The organism is Streptosporangium minutum, assembly GCF_002149035.1.
Classification (GTDB): domain Bacteria; phylum Actinomycetota; class Actinomycetes; order Streptosporangiales; family Streptosporangiaceae; genus Streptosporangium; species Streptosporangium minutum.
On record NZ_NGFP01000369.1, the window covers coordinates 1 to 6,996 of the forward strand.

Genomic DNA, 6,996 nt, shown 5'->3' on the forward strand with positions numbered 1-6,996 from the left:
CCCTCGTACCACCCGGCGCCGACCCCGCAGATCGCTCTGCCCCCGGACACCCGGTCCAGGGTGGCGAAGGCCCGCGCGGAGACGAAGGGGTGCCGCAGGGCATAGAGGTGGACCGCGGTGCCCAGCCGTACCCGGGAGGTCAGCCCTGCCAGCCAGCAGAGGTAGGCGGGGGCGTCGAACAGCGGGGTGGCCGGTGAGATGCCGGGCCTGTCGGTTCCCGGGTAACGCGCCAGCGACAGGTCGGTGGCGAAGACCAGATGCTCGGGCAGCCAGACCGACTCGAACCCGAGCTCGTCCGCCGCGACCGCGACGTCCCGCCAGGCGTCCGGATGGACCAGCCCGAGAGGGACGCCGAACCTCATCGCCGACCTCCCGCCACCCGGTCGCGACACGCACGGATCACAACCGTCTCCTCACTCCGGGCACCCCGGTGGCCGCCCTCTCGGCCACCGGCGGGACGCACCGGCTCCGGCGCGCGTGGATCACGGCCATCGCCGCACCTCCGGGGTATCGAGGATCGCGGTCCGCAACCGTGAGCGGTGCAGGCCGGGGTCGCCGTAGGCGGCTGAGAGCGACCACACCCGGGCCAGCCAGAGGCCCAGATCGAGCTCGCCGGTGTAGCCGATCGCGCCGTGCACCTGGAGGGCGGTCCTGGCGGCCAGCTCGGCGGCCTCGCCCGCGGCGGCCTTGGCCGCGCTGACGTCCCGGTCCACGGTGGGCAGGTGCCGGTCCACGGCCAGAGCGGCGGCGTAGACCAGGGGCGCGGCGAACTCGACCGCGATGGCGACCTCGGCGAGCTGGTGCTTGACCGCCTGGAACGACCCGATCGGGGCGCCGAACTGCCTGCGGGTCCGCGCATAGCCGACGGTCGTGTCCAGCAGGTGCCTGGCCGCCCCGACGAGCTGGGCGGCCACCGCGACCGTCACCGCGCGGACGGCCGGGGCGATCCCGGTCCGGAGCCGGGCCGCGTCACGGAACTCCACCCCGAACAGCGGCCTCCTCCGGTCCACCCCGGGCTGCGGCGTCAGCCGTGCCGCCTCGGGCCGGACGGCGTACGGCACGCCCTCGCGCTCGACGATCAGCAGGTCGGCCAGGTCGGCGTCGGGCGCGTAGCCCTGGTCGCCGATCCGCACGCTCACCCGCAGCGAGCCCGCGGCGAGCTTGCCCAGCGCCGGATCGCCCGCCAGCAGCAGCGGGGCGGCCACGGCGGTCTCGGCCACCGGGCCGGGGAGCGCGGCCCGCCCTGTCTCCTCGAACGGGAGGACCGCGTCGACGAGCCCCAGCCCGAGGCCGTCGTGCTCCTGGGGGACCAGCAGCCCGAACAGCCCGATCTCGGCGAGCTGGGACCAGGCGGGGGTCCGTCCGTTCCGTACGGCCTCCGCCGGGCAGTGGGCCGCGAGCACCTGCCGTACGGCCGCCGCGAGGGCGAGCTGGTCGTCGGTGAATGCGAAGTTCATCGGGGCAGCCCCAGAACGCGTTCGGCGATGATGTTCCGCTGGATCTCGTTGGTGCCCGCGTAGATCGGACCGGCGAGGGAGAAAAGGTAGCCGTCCAGCCAGCGGCCTCCCTCCTCGGCGTCGGGGGCTCCGCCGTCCAGCAGGCCGCGTTCGCCGAGCAACCGGAGGGCGAGGGCGTGCATGCGCACGTCGAGTTCGGACCAGAACACCTTGCCCATGCTGGACGCGGAGCCGATCTCCTCCCCCGCCGCCAGCCTGCGGGCGGTGCCGAAGGTGTGCAGCCGGTAGGACTCGGCGTCCAACCAGGCCCGTGCCACCTGGTCGGCGAGGACGGGGTCGGCGCCGGTCGAGCGGGCCAGCCGGACCAGCCTGTCGGCCGTCGCGAGGAACCGGCCGGGGCTGCGCAGGGTGAGGCCGCGTTCGGAGGAGGTGGTGGCCATCGCGATCCGCCAGCCCTCACCGGCGGCGCCGAGCACCAGGTCGTCGGGGACGAAGAGGCCGTCGAAGAAGAGTTCGGCGAACCCGTGCTCACCGTCGAGCTGGGCTACGGGCCGGACGGTCACGCCGTCCAGGGGGAACATGAAGTAGGTCAGTCCCCGGTGCCGGGCAGAGGCGGGGTCGGTGCGGAACAGCCCGAAGCCCCAGTCCGCATAGGAGGCCCGGGAGCTCCAGGTCTTCTGCCCGTGGAGCCGCCAGCCGCCCTCGACCCGCTCGGCGCGGGAGGTGAGGGCGGCGAGGTCGCTGCCCGCCTCCGGCTCCGACCAGGCCTGGGCCCAGACGTCGTCGGCCCTGGCCATGCCGGGCAGGAACCGCTCCCGCTGCTCGGCCGTACCGTGGGAGAAGAGGGTGGGGGCCAGGAGGAAGATGCCGTTCTGGCTGACCCGGCCGGGGGCGCCCGCCGCCCAGTACTCCTCCTCGAAGATCAGCCACTCGACGAGGCTCGCGCCCCGCCCGCCGTACTCGACGGGCCAGGACACCACCGACAGCCGTTCCCCGGCGAGCAGGTGCTCCCACTCGCGATGCGCCTCGAATCCCTCCCGGGTGTCCATGGAGGGCAGCGGGACCCCGGGAACGTGCCCGGCCAGCCAGTCTCGCACCTCGGCTCGGAAGTCCTGCTCCGCGCGCGTGAAGTCCAGATCCACTCAACCAAACTAGCGCACGCTTGGTCAGCCGTACAGGGACGGACCGCACGGAACGGGGCCCGGAGCGGTGGATCCGCTCCGGGCCCCGGTGGGCCGGACAGGCCGGACGGGCCCTCCGGCCCGGCGGCGGGTCAGCGCTGGTCGGGCGGGCGCTGCCCCATGTTGCGGCGCAGCTGTTCCAGCTCCGCCTCAAGTCCGGCGATCCGGGTGTTCGCCCCGGGGCCGGGCTTCTGCTGCGGCTCCCCGTACGGCGAGTGCGGGCGGACCGCCCGGGTGTCCTCGGGTGCGGCCGGGAGCGGGTAGGGCGGCCGCTGCGGGTAGGGCTGCTGCTGCGGCACGCCGTACGGCTGGCCGTGCTGGCCGTGCTGGGCCGGATGGCCGTACTGGCCCTGTCCCGGCGGCAGGTAGCCGGGCTGCGCGCCGTACGGCGCGGGCGGGAAGGAGGAGGCCGGGATCTTCGACCGCCGCTTGCCCTTGAGCACCGCGCCCAGCGTGCCGAGCACGAACAGGACGAGCAGGCCGCCGCCGCCCCACAGCACCCACGGCAGGATCGACGAGGAGCTCTCGTCCTTGCCCGCGGTGATGGCCTGCTGGGAGTCGGTGATGTACTTGGCGACGTACGGGTGGTTCGGCTGCAGCGCCTGGACCTCGCGGAACTTGGGCAGCGCGTCGGAGTAGTGGTTCTTGAAGAACAGGTCGAGCGCCTCGTTGTAGGCCTTCGTCGTCACCGACTCGGCCGACTTGATGTTCTTCTCGTTCAGCTTCTCCTTGACGATGCTGACCGGCAGCACGAAGCTCTCACCCTCGGTGGAGCCGCCGTCCTGCTGGATCAGGCCTCCGACCAGGATGCCGATGACGTTGCCGTCCTTGCTGAACACCGGACCGCCCGAGTTGCCCGGGTAGGACGGGGCCTGGGTCTGGATGTACGGCACGCCCTCGGGGGTCTGACGGCTGGCGTTGTAGGGGCCCTCGGTGAAGGCCGGGTCGAGCTTGGACTCGATGTTGAAGATCGAGGTCTGCGTCACCGTGCCGGGGAACCCGCTGATGTAGAGGGTGTCGCCCACCCGCACGTCCGAGTCCTGGCCGAGCGGGACGGTCGGCAGGTTGTTCTGCCCGTTGGCCTTGAGGATCGCGATGTCCTTGCCCGGGTAGACCGTGCCCTTGGCCACCAGCTCGATCGGCACCGTCTTGGCGGTCTTGTCGACGCCGCCGCCGGGAAGGCTCTGCAGCAGCGACAGGGAGCTCTGAACGTTGCGGATCTTGATGTTGTCCGCGTTCCAGATCTGGAAGATCTTCGCGGCCGTCCGGACGATCTCGTCGTCGGAGGCGATGTCACCGAGGCTGGAGACCAGGTCGGCGGCGTCCTTCTCATTGATCTTCGTGAGGGCCTGGGTGGCGAAGGTCTGCGCCAGCTCGCTCTCCTCCTGCCCGACGCAGTGGGCCGCCGTCACCATGTAACCGTCCGGCGTGACCCACCAGCCCGTGCACAGGCCGCCGGCCGTCGCCTCCACGACCCGTTCCGGCGCTCCGGGCGAGAAGTAGCGCCCCGGTTCCTTGGCCATCTGCTGGACGACCCACCGGTAGATACTGTTCTCGTCCGACGAGATCTTGCCCGACTGGACCGCGGCGACCCCCTGCTGGGTCAGCCCTCTGATCGCCTCCAGATTCGCCACCGGAGTCGGCACGGCCACGTCGGCCGTGTAGGACACCGAGGTCAGCTGCACGGCAGGATGCGTCCTGGCCGCCAGCCATGTTCCTACCGGAATATCCAGGTCTTTCGGCTTTGCCATGGCGACACCAGGCAGGGCCAGCACACCGGCCAGTACCAGGCCGGTCACGGCGGTGAATCGTGCCCACATTTGCGTTCTCTCCCCAAAACTCGCTTCCCGAGGCGAGAGCATGGCGGAGACGACTTGGGGAGGACTTGGAAGCGACTGGGAGCTCAGCGGGGATCTCCGCCGATGTGGCCGCGGCGCTTCCGGCCGTGAGACGAGGAGAGTTCCGGCGGCCCGTCCGAACGACTCGACGACAGACCGGATTTCAGGCGGAGTCGCCCGTGGGCCCCGGATCGACATCCCGCCCCGTCGGGGCGTATCCGGCGAATCTATTGCACGCCCGAAAATCTCGCCGGTTTCGCATGAGCGCTTTCAGCACGAAAAAAAAAAGGGGTGGAGACGGCTTACGGAGCCGGCCGGCGGGGCCCCGGAAGACCAGGCCCCTGCGGTCCGGGAGGACCACAGGGACCACAGCGCCGGTCATCACACCAGGGCAATGCCCGAGCAGCAGGACCCGACGGTCCCGCAGGACCCCACAGCGCCGAAGAGATTGATCAGACCGATGGGGCCCACAAGCCCGTACGGACCGCCAGGGTCCGCGGCATCGGTGAGATCGACGGAACCGGCAGGTCCGACAGGACCCGCAGGGCCCATAGGACCGGCAGGGCCCGCAGGACCCGCCGGGCCCATGGGMCCGGCGGGGCCCGCAGGACCGGCAGGACCCGCAGGACCGGCGGGGCCCTCAGGAGCAGAGAGAGCGGTCGAAGAGCTGAGGTCGACAGCCCCCGCCGGTCCTACAGGACCGGCGGGACCGACAGGACCGGGAGGACCCGCAGGACCGGGAGGACCGGCCAGGCCATCAGCACCGGGAGGACCCACAGGACCAGCAGGACCGACCAGCCCATCAGCACCGGGAGGACCATCCAGCCCGTCAGCACCCGCAGGACCCACAGGACCAGCGGGACCGACCAGCCCATCAGCACCGGGAGGACCGTCCAGCCCGTCAGCACCCGCAGGACCAGCAGGACCGGGAGGACCAGCCAGCCCATCGGCACCCGCAGGACCGGGAGGACCGTCCAGCCCGTCAGCACCCGCAGGACCAGCAGGACCGGCGGGACCGGCAGGACCGGCGGGACCGGCAGGACCGGCCAGCCCATCGGCACCCGCAGGACCCACAGGACCGGCAGGACCCACAGGGCCGGCAGGACCGATCAGCCCGTCGGCACCGTCAACTCCGTCGGCACCCGCGGGACCGGGTGGACCGGCGGGACCGGCGGGACCGGGCGGGCCCGCGGGTCCCCGCTGGCCGTCTCTGCCGTGCCTCCCCTTGAAGCCACGGGGTCCGCGACAGCCTCTCCGGCATTCGCAGTGGCTCCGGCATTCACAGTGGCTTCTACATCCGCAGTGACTCCCGTGCCTGCAGTGGCTACGCCGGCACCCGGAGGAGTGGTCGCACGCACCGAGGGCGGCCTCCTCGATGGAGTACGTGTACGTGAAGGAGGAGGCGGGAAGCAGCCTGGCACCGACGATCCCGGACGGGGAGCCGATCACTTCCCCCTGTCCGGTGGCGGCGTCGGCCGGAGCCTGATTGGACGAGGCAAGGAGGACACCGGCCATGGCCGCTACGGCCAGGGCTCCGACACGCTTTCGGGAGATGCGACTTGACGTCCATCTGTTTCTCCAACGAAGCACTTAATTTCCCCTGACGTTCTTGGTATCGGAAGTTCCCGATCAGTCACGCCGCGGTGGCGATCAGCCAGAAATTACCTTCGAGGAGCCGGATTTCACCCGTTGACATACTCCGAGAAAAGCAAATAAACGCCATGCAAATTAAACCTTCACTCCCCTCGGCCCACTTAGCCCCTTCTGTCGGGATTCAAAGCAAGATCAGGATGTATATGCGCGCTCGACTTCATCTCCGTGTCGAACAACGGCCCGCCGGAGCCGGGGCGCGGTGGCGGACGCCCCGCCACGGCGCCGCGATCCCGGCCCACCACGCGAAGCGCCGATCCCGCGGCGATCAGATCACCGGCCACTCTGCTCACCGCTGCCCGGCAGGTGCCCGGCGAGGCTGTCCGCTCCTCCGCCGCCACCGGCCGGCGGGATCCCCGGCGCTCCGGGCGCCGGGGATCCGGGACCGAGCGGAGTGAACCGCCCGGAGACCCGCGGAAAGGGTGCTAGAAGGAGAAGACCGGGCCGGTCGCCCGGCGCATCGCGCAGGGGTTGCTGTAGGTGTACTCGAACTGGATGTACCGGCCGTTCCAGATGCCGGTCGCGGTGGCCCTGACGGGGTCCTGCACCTGAGCGCATACCGTCCACGACGGCGCGATCCTGGCGGGGTCGCCCTGCGCCGGCGTCAGCACGGCGCACGCCCCGCCCGCGTCAGGATGCGTTCCGGACACCGGGGCACACGCGAGCTGGACGCTCCGTGACGTGTAGCGCGGGTCCCGCAGCCTCTCCACGGTCAGCAGGAGATCTTTCGCCATGTCCTGCACAACCGGGTAGCTCGGATAACCGGGGTAACCGGGATACCCGGGGTAGACCGGGTAGGGGCGCGGCGGGATGGGCCACGCCACCGGCCCCGAGCCCGGTGGAATGGGCGGGCGGGGGTAGGCCCACGGT

Annotated in this window: 6 protein-coding genes; all 6 read right to left on the reverse strand. The window is 71.3% G+C overall.

Annotation, left to right across the window (positions count from 1 at the left end; all coding sequences use genetic code 11):
• Positions 1–362 (reverse strand): LLM class flavin-dependent oxidoreductase (locus CA984_RS41585; protein WP_133061942.1); only part of this gene is annotated, 362 nt, incomplete at its 3' end.
• Between the two features lie 120 nt (positions 363–482).
• Complete coding sequence (locus CA984_RS41590; protein ID WP_086578828.1) at positions 483–1,457, reverse strand: acyl-CoA dehydrogenase family protein; 975 nt, start codon at positions 1,455–1,457, stop codon at positions 483–485.
• Positions 1,454–2,599, reverse strand: a complete 1,146-nt coding sequence (locus tag CA984_RS41595; protein ID WP_086578829.1) for an acyl-CoA dehydrogenase family protein — start codon at positions 2,597–2,599, stop codon at positions 1,454–1,456. Before CA984_RS41595 ends, CA984_RS41590 begins: the two co-directional genes overlap by 4 nt.
• A gap of 131 nt (positions 2,600–2,730) precedes the next feature.
• The gene (locus CA984_RS41600) at positions 2,731–4,458 is read right to left on the reverse strand and encodes a S1 family peptidase (RefSeq protein ID WP_086578830.1); all 1,728 of its coding nucleotides are present in this window, start codon (positions 4,456–4,458) and stop codon (positions 2,731–2,733) included.
• A 710-nt stretch (positions 4,459–5,168) separates the two neighbouring features.
• Entirely contained in the window at positions 5,169–5,531 is a 363-nt protein-coding gene (locus CA984_RS48470) for a hypothetical protein (RefSeq protein ID WP_242676470.1), read from the reverse strand.
• A gap of 1,020 nt (positions 5,532–6,551) precedes the next feature.
• Positions 6,552–6,996: SSI family serine proteinase inhibitor (locus CA984_RS41610; protein WP_207621243.1), on the reverse strand; the 445-nt coding region annotated here is incomplete at its 5' end.